We start from the raw sequence: 18,740 nt of genomic DNA, 5'->3' as shown, positions 1-18,740 counted from the left end.
GGCGGTGGAAGTGGCGCCTGCGGTGCGTGGCTGATGGTCTGACCTGACGGCTTGACAAAAGCAGACGATCCCCTGGCCAATGCCGGGGGGTCTTTTTCTTTTTTTCTGCAGCAATCTTGCCTGGAGCTTTTCTGGGGTTAAATTGGGGCCATTGCCTCTGTGACTTAGGAACATGGCAATTATTTCTTCTCGAGATGCAGGCCAGAACGCTGAGAGCCCCAAGCGGCGGCAGCAAAAGTCTTCAGCCTGGAGAAAAGAAAGCGAGGAGTTGAGCCTTGCCGGGGAAAGGGAAGCGGATCCCTCTGCCCTGTTGCAGCCGCAAGCCCACCTCGGTGAAGCCCAGGAAGAATCGCTTCGCCCGCGCACTCTGGCGGAATACATCGGCCAGACGGAACTTAAGGAAGTGCTTTCCATTGCCATTGCAGCGGCCCGCGCTCGCCAAGAGCCCTTGGATCACCTGCTGTTCTACGGCCCGCCCGGCTTAGGCAAAACCACGGTGGCGGCAGTGCTGGCGGCAGAAATGGGATCCCAGTTCTACATGACCACCGCGCCGGCTTTGGAGAGCCCCCGCGACATTGCCGGGTATTTGGTGCGCTTGAAGCGGGGGGATGTGTTGTTTATTGACGAGATCCACCGCCTGCCCAAGGTTACAGAAGAATTGCTCTATCCGGCGATGGAGGATTTTCGTCTTGATATCACCATTGGCAAAGGTCGCTCTGCCCGCATCACCTCTCTGCCCTTGGAACGCTTTACCCTCATCGGGGCCACAACCCGCATTGGCGCCCTCACTTCTCCGCTGCGGGATCGCTTTGGCCATGTGCAACGGCTGCGCTTTTACGAGCCTCACGAGCTGGTGCAGATCGTGCTGCGCACGGCTCGCCTCTTGAATGTCTCCACCGATCCAGAAGGGGCTGCAGAGATCGCCCGCCGTTCTCGGGGCACACCCCGCATTGCCAACCGCCTGTTCAAGCGGGTGCGAGATTACGCCCAGGTGCGAGGGGACGGCCACATTAGCCGAGAAGTGGCAGCAGCCGCTCTGGAGCTGTTCCAGGTGGATCCTATGGGGCTGGATTGGACAGATCGCAAGCTTCTGACGGTGCTGGTGGAGCAGTTCGGTGGAGGGCCGGTTGGCTTGGAGACGATGGCCGCGGTGACGGGTGAGGATCCCCAAACCATTGAAGAAGTGTATGAGCCTTATCTGTTGCAGATCGGCTACTTGCAGCGTACACCCCGTGGCCGAGTGGTCACTCCCGCTGCGCTACGGCATTTGGGCTATGAAGCCCAATCCCCCCTGCCTTTGTGGAGCTAACTCGTCTCTCCCCTCACCCCCGACCCCTCTCTCACAAGAAAGAGAGCAGTTGAGAGCCCCATCTAGCTACGGTCATTGCCCACAGGGCTGAAGCTGGGCACCACCAGCTCGCGGTTTTGCTTGGTGAGACGACCGTACAGCTCCTGGGTGTTGGGGAAGTTGGCCGCCGGCAAGGTGGGGAAGCGGCGATAGGGCACCGTGTCTTCGCCGAAGAGATCCCGATATTCCTGGGTGTTCAGCAAAGCGCGCACAAAGGCTTTCACCCCCTGGGTGGCCAAGATCTGGTTGTACTTGCGGATCTCCTGCTGATTGAGGGGCGCACGGCCCAGAAAGTGCTTGGTGCCCAGCTCGATCACCTTGGTATTGGGATAGGGGGCATAGAACTCGGAGCGGTACAGCTCTGAACACCCCAGCGCCTCGATGAACTCCTTGACGGTGATCTCGCCGTTGCGCAGCTTGGACTCGGCGGAGCTGAGCTCGGCACTGATGTTGTAGATGTCCATATCCCGCTCGAAGACCTGCCGATAGGCGGCGCGGATGAGGTTGTTCACTTCCGCTTTGTTGGCCAGGCTGGTGAGCTTGAAGATGGGGATCTCTTGGCGTACCTTGGGCACCCCCTGCTGAGCCCGCCGCTGGATTTCCAGCTCGCCGGAAGGCATGTCCTGGGGCTGGCCCAACTTGACAAATAGCGGAATGTCCTCGTCGGTGCGAATGGGCTTGGTCACTGCCATGTCGGTGGAGCCGGGGCGCATCCGCCGCAGCGCCAGGCCGCCGGGGGTGAGGTAGCGCTCGTAGGGCACGATATCTTCCCCGAAGACCCGCTGGTACTCCTCGCCGTCCAAGATGGCATCCACCACCGCGTAGAACCCCTGCTTGGAGGCAATGTCAAACAGGCGGTTCATCTCTTGCCGTCCGTAGGTGGGTCGGCCCAGTAGCTTGCGGTGGATGAACTCGATGGCTTTGCAGACATACAAGCTGGACCAGTACTTGTTGCGGAAGAGATCCGACTTGGCCAGTTGGCGCACAAACTCTTTGACGGGAATTTCCCCCGACTCCAGCTTGATCTCCCAGCGGGTCAGCCGTTGGCCTTCGTAGGGCACATAGCCGTATACCTGTTGGTAGCAGGCGCGGATCACCGCCTGGGTGGATCCCTCGCTGCCGACAATGCCGGCCCGCACCCCCAGCCGTCGGCTGCGATCTCCCGGAGTCTGGGTGAGCTTGAAAACCTTCGGGCCAAGGCTGCCGGGATCCCCTGCTGCTCTGGGATTGGTGCGCTCGTTGGTGAGGGCAAAGCCGCGCCGGATGAGGATGCGCTTGACATCTTTGTTGAAGGGAGCAGGGCGGGCGCTGAGGGAACGGGTTTCCTTGGGGAAGATGGCCCCAAATTGGATCTCTAGCGGGTCATTGCCGGAGCCATAGGCATGCTGATCCGGCAGGGGCCGGTTGTAGCGGGCAAAGAGGGTAATGAACTGGGGCACCTTGCGGCGGGGGGCAGCGTAGTTGTAGAGGTCGAATTTGGCCCCCCAGTTGGCGCTGGTTTGCGCTTCTACCCCCAGCTTGCGCAGGTAGGGTACCGTCTCTTCGCCGAAGTAGTCTCCGTACTCGCGGCTATCCACCAGGGCGTCCACCAGGCCGGCCAGGCCCTTGCTGGAGATGATGGAGAAGTAGGTCTGCACTTCCTCGCGGGTTTCGGGAGCCCGCCCCAGGAAGTGGCGGAAGGCCAGCTCCACGACGCGGCTGTTGATGTAAGGCTCGTAGAACTGCTTGCGATACAGCTCCGATTTGCCCAGGCGGCGAATGAACTCCTTCATGGAGATCTCGCCGTTTTTCACCTTCGACTCCAGGTCGGAAAGCTTGAGGCCGTAGGCGCGGCGGATATCCCGCTCAAACACCTGTCGATAGGCGGCCTTGATGACTTCTTCTTTCTCGGCGTTGGACAGCCCCGGCTTCATGGCAAAAACGGGAACTTTTTCGGCAGCCAAGTTGTAAACCTGGGGTAGCTGCAGCCCTTGCAGAGGGATCCCGTCGGCGGTGCTGGCATTGCGCTGCCGCAGCTTGTCGGAAGGGGCGGGGGCGATGAACTCGCTCAGCAAAACATCGAAGTATTGGTTGATGATGGCAACCGCTTCGGCATCTTTGCGGAAGTAGCCAGCCGCTGCCCGCTTCATCTCTTGAATGGCGACAATGGTGGCCTCGGCGGAGCAGGCGTTTTCGATGATCTCCCGCAGGCCGCGGGTGTTGACGGCGATGATGCTGGGATCCCCGGCCACCAGGGCGTAGGTAACGTAGCGCAAAAACCAGCTCAGATCCCGCAGCGATTTGCGCATGTTGGCAGCTCCGTAGCGGGAGATGTTGATGGGGCGGAAATTGGGGGGAATCTCCACGCCGCTGGCGCTGAAGATGTTGCGGATGGCCTCGATGAATCCGCCGGTGGATTCCACGTAGAAGGCAGTACCCAGCTTGAAGGCTTCTTTCTCGTCTTGGGTCGCTTCTGGCCGCTCCAGATAGGCCATGGGCGAGCCCCCTGTGAAGATGCGGTTGGCTGCCCGGCTGACGATGATTTCCGAATTGGCCGCAATGACCTCGGCAATCTCTAGCCGTTTCAGGCCGCTGGAGAAAAAGTCCTCGAGGCGATCCAGCTCGGTGCGTCCCAGATAGCGATCCTGCTGTTCCGCCTGGGAGATGGTCGATACAGGCACGGTTTGGTAGAGACGGGGGTTGGAAACGACTGCGCCAGCGGATACGTTGATACCCATCGATCTTTTAAACTCCGTTTTGATCGAAAAAACTGCCGACAAAGGCCGAGGACAGTGCCATCGAAGGGGGTGAAGAGGCTGACCCACGACTGGAGGAGCATCCCTCTTTGAGCTGAGAAGGATCGCTGTCCGATCCCTGAGGGGGAAGCCAAGCCTAGAATACTAGGGGCACGGGCCCAGAGTGGGGAGGTTGTTGCAGTTTGTAACACTGTTTCTCATCCACAAAGACATGGCTCTCAACCCAGCTCTACCCTCCCATCTGTTGTCTTCCGCTTTTCTCCTTGAGGATTGGGAGCAGGGACATTACGAACGCGTTACCCAGGTTTTACAGCAACAGCTCGAGCAGGGATCCCCCTCTCCAGAGCTGTATTGGGAGCTGGGAGTCGCCTATCTCCTGCTGGGTCGGGAACTGGAGGCGCAGCTGGTGTGGCAAGAGGGCTTGGCGATGCTGCAAGCGGGGGGGGTGGCCGAATCCGAGGCCGTCTACCACCTGCTGAGGAGCTTGCAGGCTTTGGCGGAAAGCCTGTGGGAGAAGGGCCATTGGCCGCAGGCAGCAGCTCTGTATCGGCAGCTTCTGGAGTTGGGGGATGGGCTTTCTGGGCTGGAGCTGTCTTCTGGCCAGGCTTTGGCTGCCCACCGCATTGGCCTGACCCAAGAGCGGAGCCGGCTGTGGGCTGCGGCAGCGGAGTGGTTTGAGCGGGCTTGCCAGCAGGATCCGACGGCGGCAGAGAGTTTTTGGCGCTGGGGCTTGGCCCTGATGAAGCTGGGCCGTTTGCGAGAGGCGATTTCCCCTCTGCAGGAGGCTGCGCGGCTGCGCCCTGAGTGGGGGGATCCCTGGGTACAGATGGGCCTGGCGTGGCTGGATCTGCAGGATCCAGTTCAGGCTGTGGGGTGTTTCCAGGCGGCTGAGGCGCGGGGCACCGGGACAGCGCAGCTCTACAGCTACTGGGCGGAAGCGGAAGTGCGGTTGGCTCACCCTGAGGCGGCTTGGGAGAAGGTTTGCCGAGCGGTGGCAGCGGAACGGAATTGGGTGCAGGCGTGGTGCGAGGGCAGTGGCAGAGAAAGCCCTCTGCGGTCTGGACTGGAGCAGGCATGCAGAGGGGAGGGCCCCGATTGCCTGCTGTACTCGGCTTGGCGGCAGCGTTGGGCTCCAGAAGGCGTTGCCCTTCAAGCGGACTCTTTTTCCCAGAACACCCCCCCTACAACTGACTTCTGGCCGGTGCCAACCCAAGGCTACCTCACCACCCGGCAGTGGCATCAGGCCACGGGCGAAGGGGACTACCAACTGCTGGATCCAGGGGGGGTTCTCTGTCTAAAAGCGCCCCCTGCCGCTGATCCCGACATTTTGCAAAAGTTGCGCCCGCAGCGCATCCCCTTGGCAGAGACCTTTGTCGCCCAGATCCCCCGAGGATCCGTCCACGTGGGCCACTATCCCCGCCACCTCTACGCCAGCTTTGCCAGCGGGGTGCTCACCCGCCGGGGAGAATTGCTCGCCGATCTATCCCTGAGCTTGCCGCCGCCGGAGTTCCTCGACTGGGACTACAGGCCAGATCACCTGCGACACCACCCCCTGCTGGGCTTGCCCCATCTCCCCCCACCGATCCCACTGGATGGCCCCGTTGCCCTTTTGCCCTTGGGGGCAGTTAATTACTTTCACTGGATGGTGGATATTCTGCCGGCCCTCGATATCCTGCAGCGGTCGGGCGCCCTGGAAAAGGACATCCCCATCTTGATCCACGGGTATCAGGGAAAACCCTTTCAGGTGCAGAGCTTGGCTGCTTTGGGGATCCCAGCCGAGCGCATCCTCAGCTTTGAGCAGTTGGGGGGATCCCATCTGCAAGCCCAAAACCTGATCGTGCCCTCAGCAGGCGCTCCGGTGGGGTGCTTGACGCCTAGGGGATTGGAGGTGCTGCGGCAACTGGCCCAGCCGAGTTTATCCATTGACCCCTTACAACCGCGGCGAATTTACATCAGCCGTCGCTCTGCCCGCTGGCGGCGGGTGATCAACGAAGCGGAGGTGCTGGCCTGCTTGCGCCCCTGGGGATTTGTACCGGTGCAGATGGAAACCCTCTCTCTTCCCGAGCAAATAGCCCTAATGCAAGGGGCAGAGGCGGTGATCGGGATCCACGGGGCGGGCCTGACCAACCTCGCCTTTTGTCCACCCGGCACCACCGTCATCGAGATCTTGCCCAGCAATGCAGTGCTTCCCTATTTTTGGAGTATTGCTCAGGTGGCAGGGTTAAGGTATTTCCCCTTGGTGGCGCCTGTTTGCGATCCGGCTTTGGTGGCTCTTCTTTCCAGCCCCGATTTGGATCGAGAAGATGCCTGGGTTCGGATCCCGGACTTGCTGAATGTGCTGGAACAGACAGGGATCAAGGGATGATGGGATCGGAGGGACTCGAACCCTCACGTTCTTGAGGAACAACGGATTTTAAGTCCGTAGCGTCTACCATTCCGCCACGATCCCAATCTGTCGGCAATAGCCGTACTACTCTACCAAACTGCTTGCCTTGGGGGGGCAAGTCTTTAAGTTGGTTCACCCAGCCCTGCAGTGGAGGGTATGAAGTAGGGGATTGCTGCCCCTGCTGATGGGATCCCTGCTGTGCCCGCTGGCTTGAAGCTCCTACAACTTCTCTTTCAAAAAAGCGTTGGCCACCCAGATCCCTGCCACCGCCAAGACGGCCATCCCATAAAAGGTGTAGCTATAGCTGCCTAGCCTATCCCGAATTTGGCCCGTGATCATCGTTCCCGTCAAAGCCCCAACTCCATAGGCGGTAAACACGATGCCGTAGTTCTGGGCGTAGCGTCCCGGATCGAACAAGCGCAAGGTCAGGGCGGGAGCCATAGCCAGCCACCCCCCCAGGCAAAACCAAAGCAAGGAAAAGGCTACCCAATAGCCCAGAAGGGATCCCTGGGGAGGCAGGAGCATCAGCCCACAGGCCAGCAGGATGAGCCCGTAGGATCCCGTAGTGACCTGATGGGGATGTAAGCGATCGGCCAACCAGCCAAACAGAGGACGGCTGATCCCGTTGAAAAGGGCGAAGAGAGCCACACTGTTGGCAGCCGCAGTGGGATCTAGGCCGATCAGCTCTTCCCCCACGGGGCCGGAAATCCCAATGGCGCTTAAACCGATCAGAGTGCCGATGGCGTAGCAGATCCACAGGCCATAGAAGGAGGGGTTTCTCAGCAGAGGGAGAGAGCGCCTAGAAGCCGGTAGAGGGTGATCTGGGCTGTCCGTGGATTTTCTTGGAAAAGATAGGGAAGGGATCCAATCGGGGGGAGGAAATCTCAGTTGGGTTGCGATCCCCAGGATCACTGCCGCGAAGAGGATCCCCAAAATCAGCAGCGTAGGTCGAACCCCCAGCGCCTCGATCAAGCAGTTGGCCAGGGGAGCAGTGAGCAGGGGAGATAGGCCAAAGCCGACAATGGTGGATCCCACCGCCAATCCCTTGCAATCGGGAAACCAACGGGCTGCCACGGCCATTGGCACTCCATAGGCTATTCCCACACCGCTGCCGGCAATGACTCCATAGCAGAGGGCAATCCACCCAATAGAAGGGGCAAAGCTAGCCAGCCCATAGCCCAAACCCACCAAGCTGCCCCCCAGAGCCAGTACTCGGCGGGATCCCCAGCGGGGGATGACAAACCCTGTGATGGGCATGAGGGTAGCGTAGAACACGAGGGCAACCGTGTAGGGCAGCAGGCTCTCACTGGCCCCAATCCCCAGCTCTGTTTCCAGGGGCTTGCGGAAAATGCTCCAGGAATAGACGGTTCCCAAGCAAAGAAGAACCAGGAGCCCCAGGAGGATAAAAAGCCATCTCCCCATATGGGCCGGTTGTCCATACAAAGTAACGGGGGATCCAACCCTTTTCATGGGTATTTGGAGCTTGTTAGAGCTGAGTTCAACCCATTCTCTCAGCCCTTTCGAGGATGAGCCGATAGGAATAGAATTGCTTGAATTGTTCAGCCAACCGTTGGCTAGAGGCGTTTGGCCTCTACCGTCTTGGGCAGAGACAAAGGCTCCGGCAGCTCCGGGATGGACAATTCCCAACCGTTGCTCAAGGTGAAAATGGTTTCCCCGGCCTCTGAACGGGTGGCAACAACCGATTCTTCCAGATCTTTTTTGGGAACGTAGACCATCAAATGCCCGTAGGCACTTTCGTGCAGGATGACTTTCATAGCCCTTTCTCCACAAGTTCCAGCTCTTGGGCACGGCACCCCACCACCAAGCCTTTGGCCAAGCAGTGGACGGCATAGACGTAAAACCGTTGTAGAAAGGTGCCAATGGAAATCACGTAACCTTCGTCGCCCGGAACGGCCAAGATTTTCCCCACCGGCTGGCCGAAGAAGGTGCCATCGTTGCGGATGACCTTACGGATGCGGACTTTGTCGCCCAGCTCAAATTCGGGAGGGCGATCCAGCTCCAGTTCGTCGCTCATGGGGTACCTCCTGTGATTTCTGCCAGCACCTGACAAAGCTCTTGGCGGGTTAGGCTGCGGCCTACTTGGCGCGCCCGTCGAGACACGGCTGCCAAAATGGCCTGAGATTTGGAAGTTTCCTTTCCGGACAAGCGGTTAGACAACATCGGGATGGCTCTCCTCTGGGATGGGTTCTGGAGTGTGTTGCGCCCATTGCGTCAGCGTTGCGCGGCAATAACGGGCCAGTTCCGCCGGTGGGATCGGATGCTTGCAGTGGGTGACGTGCTGCCGCACCTGTTCCAGGAGCTTTTCCAGTTGGCCAGGTGGGATCTGCTCGACAGGGATCCCCTGTTCCTTGAGGATTTGCAGCAGCAAATGCCTGCCGGAGTGTTTGCCCAACACCAGCCGCCGCTGGCTGCCTACCGCCTCTGGCGGGAAAGGCTCATAGGTCTGGGGATCCCGTAGCACCCCTGCAGCGTGAATGCCCGACTCGTGGGCAAAGGCGTTGTCGCCAACGATGGCCTTCCAGGGGGGGAGGGGAGCACCGCTGGCCCGTGCCACCTGTTGAGACAGCTCCCGCAGACGGCAGGTATCCACCCCAACATCGATCCCCAAGGTGTAGCGCAAAGCCATCACCACCTCTTCCAGGGGGGCATTGCCGGCCCGTTCCCCCAGGCCGTTGACGGTGGTGTTCACCGACTGAGCGCCGGCGCGGATCCCGGCTAAGGCATTGGCAGTGGCCATGCCCAGGTCGTCGTGGGTATGCATCTCCACAGGGATATCGATGGCCCGCACCAGACGGCGAATCTGCTTGTAGGTGCTAAAAGGATCCAAAACGCCCACCGTATCGCAGTAGCGGAAGCGCCGACAGCCCCAGCTTTGGGCCATTTGGGCCAACTCGATCACCTGCTCCAGGGGGGTGCGGCTGGCATCTTCTGCCCCCACCGAGACCCACAGCCCTTGCTCCAAGGCCATCTCCACGCATTGGCGCAACTGTCGCAGCAGCCGAGGGCGATCCCCTTGGAACTTGGCAGCGATTTGCCGATCCGAGACCGGCACGGAGATGTGGATCCGCTTGAGGCCGCAACGAATAGAGGCGAGGATATCGCTGGGCACAGCCCGGTTCCACCCCAGCAGGTGGGCCCGCAGCCCCAGGCTGAGCATGGCGCGAATGGCTTCCGTTTCCACGGCGCCCATGGCCGGGATCCCCACCTCGATCTCGGGCACGCCAATGGCATCCAAGAGGGCAGCAATGGAGATTTTCTCGGGGATTTGGAAGGCTACCCCTGCCGCTTGCTCCCCATCGCGTAGGGTGGTGTCGTTGATGGTAACAGAGGAATTCATGGGATCCATCCTCCAAGACCTACGGCCCGCCTAGGCAATCGGTAACCGTCGATGGTGCTCCGCACCGCTAGCGGGACCCCGGTTGCGTCAGGGCAATCATGTCCAGGGTAGAAAGCTCAACCAAGTTGCCGCAGAATTCATCAGATTCCTGTAAGGCTTGGCTGTTCCTCTTAGCGGGGTGGAGTCTTTGGAGCAGGGGATCCTTGACAAAGTCCGACAAAGTCCGGCCTTTGGGATCCCGCTGCTCTGGCCATCAACGAATTAAGTCGAAGGAGATGTCGGTTTTGCCGGGGATGATGCTGCGCCGATCTGCCTCATCCAGAATGGTGTTGACAATCCAGTTAAGGAGGTTGAGCGCCCCCACATAGCCATAGGTGGGGTAGCGGTGCAGGTGGTGGCGGTCGAAGATGGGGTAGCCGATGCGCACCAAAGGTGTGCCCGTATCCCGCCACAGGTATTTGCCGTAGGAATTGCCGATCAGCAGATCCACCGGCTCGGTGAACATCAGAGAGCGCAGATGCCAGAGATCCTTGCCCCCCCAGACGGTTGCCCCCTGTCCATAGGGACTGGAGGCCAGCAGTGCCCGCGCCTCGGCTTCGAACTCCTCGTTGCTGTTGGTCACCACCACATGGATCGGCTCCGCTCCCAGCTCCAGCAACAGGCTGAGCAAGCCCATCACCAGATCCGGATCCCCATACAGGGCTACCCGCTTGCCGTGGATCCACGCTTGGGAGTCGGTGAAAGCATCCACCGCCCGGCCCCGCTCGATCTCCAGCTCGGCGGGAATGGGCTTGCCCGTTAACTGGGATAGCTGCATCAAAAACTCATCCGTGCCCCGAATACCCACTGGCCGCGCCGTCAGGGTGGGCCGACCCGAGGCCTCTGCTAGAAACTCCAGGGTCTTGGGCGTGGTGTAGCGCTGGAAGGAAAAAGTAGCCTCGGCGTTGAGGCATTGGGCAGCCGCCTCCAAAGGGGTTCCTCCGGGATACATGTGGAAAGTGCCGTCGTTGGGCGAATCCAAATAGTCGGAGTTGTCCGCCAGCAGGGTCAGCGGGATCCCGAATAAGCCGAAGATGCGCTTGATCTCCCGCAAGTTGCCCATGTAGGTATCGAAACCGGGGATGACGTTGATGTAGCCATTGCTACCCGTGCGGCCCACCGGCTCGGTGAGGGTGCTGAGAATGCTCTTGAGCATGTTGTCGTAGCCGGTGATGTGGGATCCCACAAAGCTTGGCGTGTGGGCATAGGGCACCGGGAAGTTGTGGGGAATAACTCCCTCATTTCTGGCCGTGGTGATGAAGGCTCCCAGGTCATCCCCGATCACCTCCGCCATGCAGGTGGTGCACACGGCGATCATCTTGGGCTTGTAGAGGGCGTAGGCATTTTCCAGTCCCTCGATTAGGTTTTTGAGGCCGCCAAACACCGCCGCATCTTCCGTCATCGAGGTGGAGACCGCCGAAAAGGGCTCCTTAAAGTGGCGGGTGAGATGGGTGCGAAAATAGGCCACACACCCCTGGGATCCATGGACAAAGGGCAGAGTTCCCTCAAAGCCGACAGCGGCGAAGATGGCCCCTAAGGGCTGGCAAGCCTTGGCAGGGTTTATCGTCAAAGCTTCCCGCTGAAAGTTTTTCTCCCGGTATTCCCAAGATTTTGTCCATTCGGCCACCCGGGCCACTTCTTCTGGGGAAGGGAGATCTTCAAAGGTTTGCTTGCACTGCAGAAGCGCCTGATACTCCGGATCTTGAAACAGGCGGGCATGATCTTTGATGTCTTGGATATCTTGCGGCATGGTCGGTCTCCTAATGAGGGGCAGGGGAAGGAAGGGCCGTTGGCGTCTGGGATCCCGGCGGCAAGCTAAGACTTCCAGGGGGCTTTGACCAGATCCCAGGTGGGGCTATTCAAAGCCAAATCCATATCGCGAGCGAACACGGCAAAGCCGTCGTAGCCGTGGTAGGGGCCGGAGTAGTCCCAAGAGTGCATCTGGCGGAAGGGCAAAGCCATCTTTTGAAAGACGTACTTCTCCTTGATGCCGGAGGCGATGAGATCTGGCTTCAACCTCTTGGCAAATTCTTCAAACTCGTAGCCGGACACGTCATCGTAGATGAGGGTGCCGTCGTCGATGTACTGGGTGGTGCGCTTGTAGTCGTCGCCGTGGCCGAATTCGTAGCCGGTGGCAATCACCTCCATGCCCAGCTCCCGGAAGGCCGGGATGACGTGGCGGGGTCGCAGTCCGCCCACCATCAGCATCACCCGTTTGCCCTCGAGGCGGGGACGATACTTGGCAATGACAGCCTCGCTCTGGGGCTGGTACTTGGCGATCACCTGCTCCGCCTTGGCCTGAATGGTCTCGTCGAACCGCTGGGCGATGGCCCGCAGCGACTTGGCAATTTGGGTGGGGCCAAAGAAATTGAACTCCAGCCAGGGGATCCCGTAGGCTTCCTCCATGTGGCGGCAGATGTAGTTCATGGAGCGGTAGCAGTGGATGAGATTCAGCTTCACCCGAGGGGCAAGCAGCATCTCGTTCCAGGTGCCATCGCCGGAAAACTGGGTCACTACCCGCAGGCCCATCTCCTCCAGCAAAATCCGGGAAGACCAAGCGTCGCCGCCGATGTTGTAGTCCCCAATCAGGGCCACATCGTAGGGGCCGGGCTCAAAGTTGAGGGATCCCTCCTTCGCTTTCTTGTCAGCAATGGGCAAAACCCAGTCCCGCACTGTATCGTTAGCAATGTGGTGGCCCAGGGACTGGGAGACCCCCCGAAAGCCCTCGCAGCGCACCGGCACCACCGCTTTGCCAATCTCTTTGGCCGCTTTTTTAGCCACCGCCTCGATGTCATCCCCAATTAGGCCAACGGGGCATTCGGATTGGATGGTAATGCCTTTGGCCAAGGGGAAGAGTTCGCTGGCTTCTACCAAGAGTTTGGCCAGTTTTTTGTCCCCCCCAAACACCACATCCCGCTCCTGGAAATCAGAGGTGAACTGCATGGTGCCGAAGGTGTTCACCCCGGTGATTCCCACGTAGTAATTGCGCCGTCCCGACCAGGAGTAGTAGCCGCAGCCCACGGGGCCGTGGCTGAGGTGGATCATGTCTTTGACCGGCCCCCACACCACTCCTTTGGAACCGGCATAGGCACAGCCGCGAGTGGTCATGACGCCGGGGATGGATTTAATGTTAGATTTTACTCCGCAATCTGCTTTGCCCTCGTCATAGACGTTGAGGTGCTTAGCTCTCTTTTTCTGAGCTTTTTCGGGGTAGGTTTCCAGAACCTCCGTTACGATTTTCCGGGTTTCCTCTTTGAGGGTACTTTTCAGAGTAGTCATGAGAACCTCAGCTATTGGGTGTCATGGATAAAAGCCACAGTGCGAAGGGGGGCTGAGGGAGGAAACCAGCTACCCCCAGCCCGTCTTTTCGGGGATCAGACAGGGGCCAGCTCTTTTTCGGTTTTGCCGATGAGGTGGGCGATTTTCTGGTCGTCGTCCAAAACGCCGAACTCTATCAACAACTGCTCCAGCTCATCCATAGAGATGGGGGTGGGGATCCTCAGATCCGTGTTGTTGATGATTTTTTTGGCCAGGGCGCGGTACTCGTCAGCTTGGTTGCAGTTGGGGGAGTACTCGATCACCGTCATGCGGCGCAATTCCGCGTGCTGAACCACGTTGTCGCGGGGGATGAAGTGCAGCATCTTGGTGTTCAGCTTTTCGGCCAGAGCCTCGATCAGCTCGATCTCGCGATCCACTTTGCGGCTGTTGCAGATCAAGCCACCCAAGCGCACGCCGCCAGAGTAGGCGTATTTCAGCACGCCGCGGGCGATGTTGTTGGCCGCATACATGGCCATCATTTCGCCGGAGCAAACAATGTAGATCTCTTGGGCCTTGCCCTCCCGAATGGGCATGGCAAAACCGCCGCAGACCACGTCCCCCAGCACGTCGTAGCAGACAAAGTCCAGATCCTCGTAGGCACCGTTTTCTTCCAAGAAATTGATGGCGGTGATGATGCCTCGTCCGGCACAGCCAACACCAGGCTCGGGGCCACCGGATTCCACGCAGCGCACCCCTCGGTAGCCGGTGAGCACCACTTCTTCCAGCTCCACGTCTTCTACGGATCCCCGCTCAGCAGCCAGGTGAAGGACGGTGGTCTGGGCTTTGCAGTGCAACATGAGGCGGGTGGAATCGGCTTTCGGGTCGCAGCCGACGATCATGATCCGCTGCCCCAATTCGGCCATACCGGCAACGGTATTCTGACAGGTGGTGGATTTGCCGATACCGCCTTTGCCGTAGAATGCAATTTGTCTCATGGTTCAGTTCTCCTAATGAAGACTTGAGGAAAAACTTGAGGGCGACTTAAGGGTTAGAAATCTCTTGCCAATGGGCGCAACTGGTCGCATTAGCGAGACGGGATCCTTACTGCAAAGGATTTCAGCTCGCGGGAAGGCAGCCTTGGATCCCTTGGAATCCAAAAGCAAACCGGTTGAACGGTGGGGCTCTCCCGAATCGAGGCAGGAGATGGGGGAAGCGACGGGGAGTAACAGTGGGGCAGATCATAGGGCTCTCAGGCTTATCGAGAATGGGGAACTAGAGGGCATGCACGGTTAAGGTGGGCCACACCTGTTCTTGCAGGCGGGTTTCGATGAGCAACCGCAGGGTGTTTTGCTGGCTGGGGCAGGTGGTGCAGGATCCCTTGAGGCGCACCCACACCTGATCCCCTTCCAGGTCGTAAAGCTCCACATCGCCGCCATCGGCCAACAGCAGCGGGCGAACTTCCTCCTCCAGGACGGCCTGAATGCGGGCGATCTTTTGCAAGGTGGTGAGGGGAGAGGGAGCAGCGGGAGAGGGCTCTGTCTGGTTTTGGGAGTTCCCTTTTGAATTTCTTGAATCTTCTGAAGGGGTTGCGTCAGTCTCGGCCAGAACAGCGGCGATCAGGTCTTCAATCTGGGCCAGGCAGGAACCACAGCCACCACCCGCTTTGCTGTAGGCTGTTACTTCCTCAGCGGAGGTGAGGTGGTTTTCCCGGATCAAGCGGCGGATCTTTTGCTCGCTGACGCCAAAGCAGGAGCAGACCAAAGCGCTGTCATCATCCGTGTGGTCAGGCAGAGGAAGGCCGCGATAGCTGTAGATGGCTGCCTCCAGAGCCTCTTGCCCCATCACCGAGCAGTGCATCTTGGCGGGGGGCAGGCCGCCTAGGTAGTCAGCGATTTGGCGGTTGTCGATCCGCAGGGCTTCATCCAGAGTGAGGCCGGTGATCAGCTCCGTCAGAGCCGAGGAAGAGGCGATGGCGCTGGTGCAGCCGAAGGTTTGGAAGCTGGCAGCTAAAATCCGCTCGCTAGCCTCGTCCACCTTTAAGTAGAGCCGCAGGGCATCGCCGCAGGTGATGCTGCCCACTTCTCCAACCACCACCCGAACACCGGGCTCGGAGCTGGGATCCATCGCCCCTTGGTTTTTGGGGTGGTAGAAGAGTTCCAAAACTTTTTCGCTGTAGTCCCACATGGCTGGATCCTGAGTTGAGGATGCGAACGGTCGAGGGAAGATGAGTTTGAGGGGGGTCAGCGGCGAGCCAGTTCCCGTTCCTGCTGTTGCAGCCAGTCTTCCGCCTCGTGGCTGAAGGGGGAGATGGCCCGCAAATGCTCAATGATCCCCGGCAAAACCTCCAGCACCCGCTCCACCTCTGCCGGCTGGGTAAAGCGAGAGAGGCTGAAGCGGATTGAGCCGTGCAAAACGGTGTAGGGCAGGCCCATGGCCCGCAGCACATGGGAGGGCTCCAGGGATCCGGAAGTGCAGGCGGAGCCGGAGGAGGCGCAGATGCCGTATTTGTTCAGCCAGAAGAGGATCGCTTCCCCTTCCACGAACTTGAAGCCCAAGTTGGTGGTGTTGGGCAGCCGCTGAGTGGGGTGGCCGTTAACCTGGACATCCGGGATCCGCTGTAGCAAGCCCTGCTCCAAGCGATCCCGCAGCAGCCGCTCCTGGGGATCCCCCAGGTGGGCTTGGGCCAGCTCCGCTGCCTTGCCCAGGGCGATGATGCCCGGCACATTTTCCGTTCCGGCGCGACGGCCCCGCTCTTGATGTCCTCCCAGCAACAGAGAACGGAAGCGAAAGCCCCGCCGCACATAGAGGGCGCCGATCCCCTTGGGGGCATGCAGCTTGTGCCCGGAAAGGGTGAGGAGATCCACTGGCAGGCGCTGCAGATCGAGGGGGATTTTGCCCACCGCCTGCACTGCGTCCACATGGACAACAGCCCCGTAGCTGCGGGCCAGGGATCCCACCGCCTCGATGGGGAAAAGCACGCCCGTCTCGTTGTTGGCGGCCATGCAGCTCACCAGGGCAGTATCGCCGGTCAGGGCTGCCTCCAGCTCCAGCAAGTCCAGGCAGCCTTGCTCATCCACCGAGAGGTAGGTGACGCGGTAGCCTTGTTTTTCCAGGTGCTTGCAGACGTTGAGCACCGAGGCGTGCTCTACCTGCGTGGTGATGATGTGGCGCTTCTGGGGTTGGGCTGCCAAGGCTGCATAAATGGCCGTGGTGTTGCCTTCGGTGCCGCCACTGGTGAAGACGATCTCCGTCGGGTCGGCTCCCAGAAGGGCTGCCACCTGTTCGCGGGCTTGGTTGAGGGCACGCCCCACCTGGCCGCCAAAACTGTGCATCGAGGAGGGGTTGCCGTAGAAGGTCTGCAAATAGGGCAGCATCGCCTCCAGAACCAGGGGATCCACGGCGGTGGTGGCGTTGTTGTCCAGGTAGATCACGGGGTTCATACAGGCTCCGAATCGATACAAGGTAGGGGTTGGGCAACGTTAAACGGCTTGCGGAGCGTGGGAATGGCACTGCTTTGGGCAAATGCGGGCGCAAGCCTGACAGCCGATGCAGAGGGCGGCATTGAGGATGGTCATCACTTTGCGCTCACTTTCCTCTTCCTCTTCGTTTTCGACAAACTCGCCGTCTTCGTTGAGGGCTCTGAGGGCGAACACACCCCGGCCACAGACCTTGAGGCAACGGCTACAGCCGAGGCAGCGGCTGATATCCAAGCTTTCGATAAACTGTGGGATCCAGGGCAGTCCGCCTTTGGTGAGAGCAGTTGCAGTAGCCATGGCCGCGTCTCCAAAAGATGAGGTCTCAAGATCGGGAAGATTTGCTGTCCAGGGCCTGGTTGACCAACCAGGTGCGGTAAAACTTGAGGGCCACCGTTTCGATGAGGTCGTAGTCTTCCACCACTTCGATGCCGGCCTCGCGAATACGCTTCATGGGGCAATCGCCGATCTTGGAGACCAGCACGGCTCGGCAATCCCTGATGAGATCCAGGATTTGCTCTAGGTTGTTGTCCTCCCCGGATCCCCCGTGGCAGTACTGCGGGATCTTGCGGTGGCCGACAAACTGCGCCCCACGGGCGTTGACCTCGTAGATCAAAAACTCCCGCGCATGGCCGAAGTGGCGATTGACCAAGCCACCGCCTTTGCTGGCCACGGCCACCAGGATGGAGGGGCTGTCGGGAGGCAGGTCGGCTGTCCAGTGGGTCGGGGCTGCCTGCTGCTGAGCTTGCAGTTGGGCAATGCTTGCCTGTACCTGGCGGCGTTTTTCGGGGTCGTACTCGGGGGTCATCTGCATAAAGCGCTCCTTGGTGAACTCTTGGCTGCGGTCTTCCCCCAGAAGGCCCACCGCGTCCGCCCGACACTGGCGACAGTGGCGCATCATCCGCATGTTGCCGGAGCACCGATCTTGCAGGGCTTTCAACTCCTGAGGGGTGGGGCCCCGCTGGCCGATAAGGCCGAAGTAGGTGCCGTGTTCAGGCGCCGAGATCAGGGGCATGATGTTGTGCAAGAAAGCCCCTTTCTCCTGGATCACCCGGTTCACTTCCAAGAGGTGGGTGTCGTTGATGCCGGGAATCAGGACGGAGTTGACTTTGCAGAGGATGTCTGCCTCCCGCAGCAGATCCAGGCTTTCCATCTGCCGTTCGTGCAGGATGCGGGCTGCCTCCACCCCTCGAATGCGCTTGCGCCGCCAGCGGATCCAGGGGTAGATCTTGGCTCCGATCTCTGGATCCACCATGTTGATGGTCAGGGTGACGTGGTCAATGTTCAGCCGTTTGATCTCGTCGATGTAGTCCGGCAACATCAGGCCGTTGGTGGAAAGGCAAAGCTTGAGATCCGGAGCTTTCTCGGCAATGCGGGCAAAGGTCTCGAAGGTTTGCTTGGGGTTGGCCAAGGGATCCCCAGGCCCAGCAATGCCCACCACCGTCAGTTGCGGGATCTTGCCGGCAATCACCAGCACTTTGTGGGCGGCTTCCGCCGGGGTAAGCAGCTCGCTGACCACACCGGGCCGGCTCTCGTTGGCACAGTCGAACTTGCGGTTGCAGTAGTTGCACTGGATGTTGCAGGCGGGGGCTACCGCCACGTGCATGCGGGCGTAGTGATGGTGAGCTGCTTCGCTGTAGCAGGGATGGGTGGCGATGCGTTGCTGCAGATGAGGGGGGAGAGCCTGGCGGGGGCTGCTGCTGCAAGCGCAGGCCGATGGGAAGGGGGATCCCTGGCGGGGCGGAGTTGAAAGGGGCGGCATAGTGGGGTCAACCAGGGGATAGAACGTTACTGGCGGTTATATCAACCGCCCTCTGCCCGCTCCGTTGCACTCAGCCCGGTAGAACTGATCGAGTTTATTGGCTTTGTACTCAAGACCTGCAAAGCCTGATGGCAGGCCAAATCCAACTTTTTTTAGGGGTCAAGGGTCTGGTTTTTCAAGGCCGGGGATGCCGTATTTTGACCCAAAGGGGCGGGGGATCCGGCTGTGGGGAGGATCCCCGGAATCCCTGATTCGACAAGGGCTTGGGGCAATGCTTAAGAAATACTAAAAATCTGCTCAGATGCACTCAAGCGCCGCAGCCTCGGCTGCGTTTTGCATCAATTGCTACGATTTAATATCGTATCAGCCCAAAAGTGTATT

General features: G+C 59.8%; 15 protein-coding genes and 1 tRNA gene. 2 read left to right on the top strand and 14 right to left on the bottom strand.

Going from position 1 to position 18,740, the window contains the following annotated elements; all coding sequences use genetic code 11:
• The first annotated feature begins 172 nt into the window (after positions 1-172).
• Entirely contained in the window at positions 173-1,309 is a 1,137-nt protein-coding gene (gene ruvB / locus NW849_RS01965; RefSeq protein WP_414355682.1) for a Holliday junction branch migration DNA helicase RuvB, read from the top strand.
• 62 nt (positions 1,310-1,371) lie between these two features.
• Here ruvB and NW849_RS01960 read toward each other — a convergent pair whose 3' ends face one another.
• Positions 1,372-4,065, bottom strand: coding sequence for a phycobilisome rod-core linker polypeptide (locus NW849_RS01960; protein WP_414355681.1), 2,694 nt, complete (start codon positions 4,063-4,065; stop codon positions 1,372-1,374).
• A gap of 193 nt (positions 4,066-4,258) precedes the next feature.
• Here NW849_RS01960 and NW849_RS01955 point away from each other — a divergent pair, with 193 nt between their 5' ends.
• Positions 4,259-6,448: a glycosyltransferase 61 family protein gene (locus NW849_RS01955; RefSeq protein WP_414355680.1), complete on the top strand. Its 2,190-nt coding sequence runs from the start codon at positions 4,259-4,261 to the stop codon at positions 6,446-6,448.
• On the opposite strand, the gene NW849_RS01950 is transcribed toward NW849_RS01955, so the two are convergent.
• From NW849_RS01950 to nifB, 13 genes are all read right to left on the bottom strand, one after another.
• Positions 6,449-6,532 (bottom strand) — tRNA-Leu (locus NW849_RS01950).
• Between the two features lie 156 nt (positions 6,533-6,688).
• Positions 6,689-7,843 (bottom strand): OFA family MFS transporter, encoded by a 1,155-nt coding sequence (locus tag NW849_RS01945; RefSeq protein WP_414355679.1) that lies wholly within the window; start codon positions 7,841-7,843, stop codon positions 6,689-6,691.
• A 200-nt stretch (positions 7,844-8,043) separates the two neighbouring features.
• Positions 8,044-8,244, bottom strand: a complete 201-nt coding sequence (gene nifT / locus NW849_RS01940) for a putative nitrogen fixation protein NifT (protein WP_011430645.1) — start codon at positions 8,242-8,244, stop codon at positions 8,044-8,046.
• The gene (locus tag NW849_RS01935; protein ID WP_414355678.1) at positions 8,241-8,504 is read right to left on the bottom strand and encodes a nitrogen fixation protein NifZ; all 264 of its coding nucleotides are present in this window, start codon (positions 8,502-8,504) and stop codon (positions 8,241-8,243) included. The genes nifT and NW849_RS01935 overlap by 4 nt, the downstream gene beginning before the upstream one ends.
• Positions 8,501-8,650 (bottom strand): hypothetical protein, encoded by a 150-nt coding sequence (locus NW849_RS01930; protein WP_011432085.1) that lies wholly within the window; start codon positions 8,648-8,650, stop codon positions 8,501-8,503. The genes NW849_RS01935 and NW849_RS01930 overlap by 4 nt, the downstream gene beginning before the upstream one ends.
• A complete protein-coding gene (gene nifV / locus NW849_RS01925; RefSeq protein ID WP_414355677.1) occupies positions 8,640-9,827 on the bottom strand; it encodes a homocitrate synthase in 1,188 nt (395 codons plus the stop codon). Before nifV ends, NW849_RS01930 begins: the two co-directional genes overlap by 11 nt.
• A 253-nt stretch (positions 9,828-10,080) precedes the next feature.
• Complete coding sequence (gene nifK, locus NW849_RS01920) at positions 10,081-11,616, bottom strand: nitrogenase molybdenum-iron protein subunit beta (RefSeq protein WP_414355676.1); 1,536 nt, start codon at positions 11,614-11,616, stop codon at positions 10,081-10,083.
• Positions 11,617-11,681: 65 nt separating this feature from the next.
• A complete protein-coding gene (gene nifD / locus NW849_RS01915; protein ID WP_414355675.1) occupies positions 11,682-13,145 on the bottom strand; it encodes a nitrogenase molybdenum-iron protein alpha chain in 1,464 nt (487 codons plus the stop codon).
• A gap of 95 nt (positions 13,146-13,240) precedes the next feature.
• Complete coding sequence (gene nifH / locus NW849_RS01910) at positions 13,241-14,119, bottom strand: nitrogenase iron protein (RefSeq protein ID WP_414355674.1); 879 nt, start codon at positions 14,117-14,119, stop codon at positions 13,241-13,243.
• A gap of 277 nt (positions 14,120-14,396) precedes the next feature.
• A complete protein-coding gene (nifU, locus tag NW849_RS01905) occupies positions 14,397-15,308 on the bottom strand; it encodes a Fe-S cluster assembly protein NifU (protein WP_414355673.1) in 912 nt (303 codons plus the stop codon).
• 56 nt (positions 15,309-15,364) lie between these two features.
• Positions 15,365-16,564 (bottom strand): cysteine desulfurase NifS, encoded by a 1,200-nt coding sequence (gene nifS, locus NW849_RS01900; RefSeq protein ID WP_414355672.1) that lies wholly within the window; start codon positions 16,562-16,564, stop codon positions 15,365-15,367.
• Positions 16,565-16,603: 39 nt separating this feature from the next.
• Positions 16,604-16,897 carry a ferredoxin III, nif-specific gene (gene fdxB / locus NW849_RS01895; protein WP_414355671.1) on the bottom strand — a complete coding sequence of 98 codons (294 nt, stop codon included), beginning with the start codon at positions 16,895-16,897 and terminating at the stop codon, positions 16,604-16,606.
• Positions 16,898-16,922: 25 nt separating this feature from the next.
• Positions 16,923-18,359, bottom strand: coding sequence for a nitrogenase cofactor biosynthesis protein NifB (nifB, locus tag NW849_RS01890; protein ID WP_011432078.1), 1,437 nt, complete (start codon positions 18,357-18,359; stop codon positions 16,923-16,925).
• Between the last annotated feature and the right edge of the window lie 381 nt (positions 18,360-18,740).

This window comes from Synechococcus sp. R55.3 (assembly GCF_047461975.1).
GTDB lineage: Bacteria > Cyanobacteriota > Cyanobacteriia > Thermostichales > Thermostichaceae > Thermostichus.
Note: the sequence above shows the minus strand (reverse complement) of the source record. Positions and strands in the feature narration are given on the sequence as shown.

Bases quoted from the DNA above. Each gene is read 5' to 3' on its own strand.
- nifD (WP_414355675.1), bottom strand. From the start codon at position 13,145: ATGACTACTCTGAAAAGTACCCTCAAAGAGGAAACCCGGAAAATCGTA.
- ruvB (WP_414355682.1), top strand. From the start codon at position 173: ATGGCAATTATTTCTTCTCGAGATGCAGGCCAGAACGCTGAGAGCCCC.
- nifH (WP_414355674.1), bottom strand. From the start codon at position 14,119: ATGAGACAAATTGCATTCTACGGCAAAGGCGGTATCGGCAAATCCACC.
- nifS (WP_414355672.1), bottom strand. From the start codon at position 16,564: ATGAACCCCGTGATCTACCTGGACAACAACGCCACCACCGCCGTGGAT.
- nifT (WP_011430645.1), bottom strand. From the start codon at position 8,244: ATGAAAGTCATCCTGCACGAAAGTGCCTACGGGCATTTGATGGTCTAC.
- nifV (WP_414355677.1), bottom strand. From the start codon at position 9,827: ATGAATTCCTCTGTTACCATCAACGACACCACCCTACGCGATGGGGAG.
- NW849_RS01960 (WP_414355681.1), bottom strand. From the start codon at position 4,065: ATGGGTATCAACGTATCCGCTGGCGCAGTCGTTTCCAACCCCCGTCTC.
- fdxB (WP_414355671.1), bottom strand. From the start codon at position 16,897: ATGGCTACTGCAACTGCTCTCACCAAAGGCGGACTGCCCTGGATCCCA.
- NW849_RS01935 (WP_414355678.1), bottom strand. From the start codon at position 8,504: ATGAGCGACGAACTGGAGCTGGATCGCCCTCCCGAATTTGAGCTGGGC.
- nifK (WP_414355676.1), bottom strand. From the start codon at position 11,616: ATGCCGCAAGATATCCAAGACATCAAAGATCATGCCCGCCTGTTTCAA.
- NW849_RS01930 (WP_011432085.1), bottom strand. From the start codon at position 8,650: ATGTTGTCTAACCGCTTGTCCGGAAAGGAAACTTCCAAATCTCAGGCC.
- nifB (WP_011432078.1), bottom strand. From the start codon at position 18,359: ATGCCGCCCCTTTCAACTCCGCCCCGCCAGGGATCCCCCTTCCCATCG.
- nifU (WP_414355673.1), bottom strand. From the start codon at position 15,308: ATGTGGGACTACAGCGAAAAAGTTTTGGAACTCTTCTACCACCCCAAA.